Source organism: Lamprocystis purpurea DSM 4197 (assembly GCF_000379525.1).
GTDB classification, from domain to species: Bacteria; Pseudomonadota; Gammaproteobacteria; order Chromatiales; family Chromatiaceae; genus Thiodictyon; species Thiodictyon purpureum.
Map to the genome: position 1 here is coordinate 1 of NZ_KB902446.1, position 2,008 is coordinate 2,008.

The following is a 2,008-nucleotide window of genomic DNA, read 5'->3' on the forward strand; positions in this document are numbered from 1 at the left end:
CGGAGGTGGGGGTATGAGCGACATGACCCTACCCCCAACCGACCAGATCGCCCTCGCGGAGATGACCCAGGCCGAAGCCCGGCGGACCAATACCGCTATCCAATCCTCGGCTAATTGTCTTCAGTCGTGTGACGTAGAAGCTATTTTCCGAGAAGTAGCAGGCATGACCGACTGGCAAGTGAAAAAAGAGATATTCAACATCCGCAAGGGTAGGAATTAATGGACATCATCCGCGCCAACTACGAGATGACCGCAGAGGAGTGCGATCTTTACGTCAAGCTCTTTCAGAAATCTGAATCTGACCAGCGGTTCTATCTTCTCAAGATCCGTGAAGAGAAAGGATGGAAGGCTAAAGGATTCGAGTCTTTTGATGCGTTTGGCGAATCGGTGCTCGGCGTCACGATTGGGAGATTGAATCAACTGGCAAGGGCGGCCGAAGTTCAGCTTTCTATCGGAAATGATACAATTGTATCAAAAATCCCAGAAGGCCAGCTTCGCCCCCTCGCCCCGCTTACCGATGAAGAACGCCGCACCGTCTGGGCCGAAGCGACCGCCAAAGCCGAAGAGGACGGTCGCAAGCTGACGGCCCGGCTGGTTCAGGAAGCCGTGGACAAACTCCAAGAGGAAAAAGAATCCTGGCGCCAACAAGCCATCGGCGAAAAGAAGACGCGCACGGTTGCCGAACAGAAGGCCGAGACGGCCCAGGCTGAAGCCGCCACGCTGCGCCGCACCCTCGCCCTGGAAGCCGAGCGGTTAGCTCAGGCCAAGGTCATGGAAGCCCGAGCCGAGATTCGGCACTCCAAGGAACAGGCCGACAAACTCAAGGACACCATCAAGAGCCTCAAGCACGAGCGCGAGGATGCGATCCAGCGGGGCGTCACCAACAAGCTGCGCGAGCAGCAATCCACCCTCGACTCGCGCGAGGCCCAACTGGTGTCGCTGGAGCAGCGCATCGCGTTCCTGAAGAGCGAACTGGAGCCGTTGACCGAAGCCAACCAGGCGGTTGCCCGTCACCGCCCCCGGATCGTAGAGGCTGACCATCTGATCAACTCCATTGCGGTCCTGATCAGTGACGCCTTCGACCCGGCCCATTGCGGGGCGCCCCCCGAGGAGATTCGCCGCGAGTGGGAGCACGGGGCGAAGAAAATCGACCAACTGGCTGAGATGATACGTCTGGCTATCTCCGGAGGGTTCGACCATGAGTAAGAAGTCAACCGCCTTGACGGTGGAGCACAACCGCCGCGAGATTGCCCTGTCGGCGGAGGCGGTAGCCCAGAAGGCGCTCACGGATCGCGTGTCGAGCCTGGCCGGGTATCAGGACGAAAACGGCGATGGTCCAAAAGCCGAAAGTCTCAAGGGCATCATGATCTCGGTGGCCCGGCGGATAACCCTGCGCTACGGCTACAAGATCAAGGAAATGCCGGAACCCATGCTGCGTCACGTTGAGCAACTGAAGTTCGACCTGGACCAGTTGTTGGCGCAACTAATCCAGCGGCGGACGCCCTATCGTGAGTTGAAGGATTCCCTGTGGGAGCGCGTCGACCGGTATGCGGAGGAGTATCAGCGCCGGGACGCTGCCTGACACCTGTCGTGACGCCACACTAACGCCCATGAGCACACAACCCCACCAACCGCGCGCCCTGTTCTTCTCCAAGGCCCGCGGCTGGTGGGGCACGGAGCACGGCGGAAGTCACGTCAAGCAGGCGCCCCAGGGTCCGGGCTCAGGAGGTAGCGCCGGAACTGGCGCCCCGGTGTTGCCCAGCAGCGCGGGCCTGTCCACGCTGGATGAAGCGCGGGCGTACTGGCGGGCGCATCTGGGCGGGAAGACGCTGCCCTTGACGGTTCACTCGGGCGGGAAGGCGTACCCGATCAAGGTGCGGTTTGATGCTGACAATACTCATGCCTTCACGGCCGATATCGGGGGCCAGCAGAAAACCGGAAAGAGGGGTTTCGATCCCGATCGCGCCCACGCTCTGGGGCGGCTGTTGCAAGTCATCGATCATCCGCA

General features: G+C 60.5%; 4 protein-coding genes. All 4 read left to right on the top strand.

What is annotated here, in order from left to right; genetic code table 11:
* Positions 1–220 (top strand): hypothetical protein (locus A39O_RS32645; protein ID WP_040527504.1); only part of this gene is annotated, 220 nt, incomplete at its 5' end.
* Complete coding sequence (locus tag A39O_RS0108365; protein ID WP_020504222.1) at positions 220–1,206, top strand: hypothetical protein; 987 nt, start codon at positions 220–222, stop codon at positions 1,204–1,206. The genes A39O_RS32645 and A39O_RS0108365, both read left to right, overlap by 1 nt.
* A complete protein-coding gene (locus A39O_RS0108370) occupies positions 1,199–1,582 on the top strand; it encodes a hypothetical protein (RefSeq protein WP_020504223.1) in 384 nt (127 codons plus the stop codon). Before A39O_RS0108365 ends, A39O_RS0108370 begins: the two co-directional genes overlap by 8 nt.
* A 28-nt stretch (positions 1,583–1,610) precedes the next feature.
* Positions 1,611–2,008 (top strand): hypothetical protein (locus A39O_RS32650; RefSeq protein ID WP_040527505.1); only part of this gene is annotated, 398 nt, incomplete at its 3' end.

Coding starts and splice junctions, on each gene's coding strand:
- A39O_RS0108365 (WP_020504222.1), top strand. CDS start 220: ATGGACATCATCCGCGCCAACTACGAGATGACCGCAGAGGAGTGCGAT.
- A39O_RS0108370 (WP_020504223.1), top strand. CDS start 1,199: ATGAGTAAGAAGTCAACCGCCTTGACGGTGGAGCACAACCGCCGCGAG.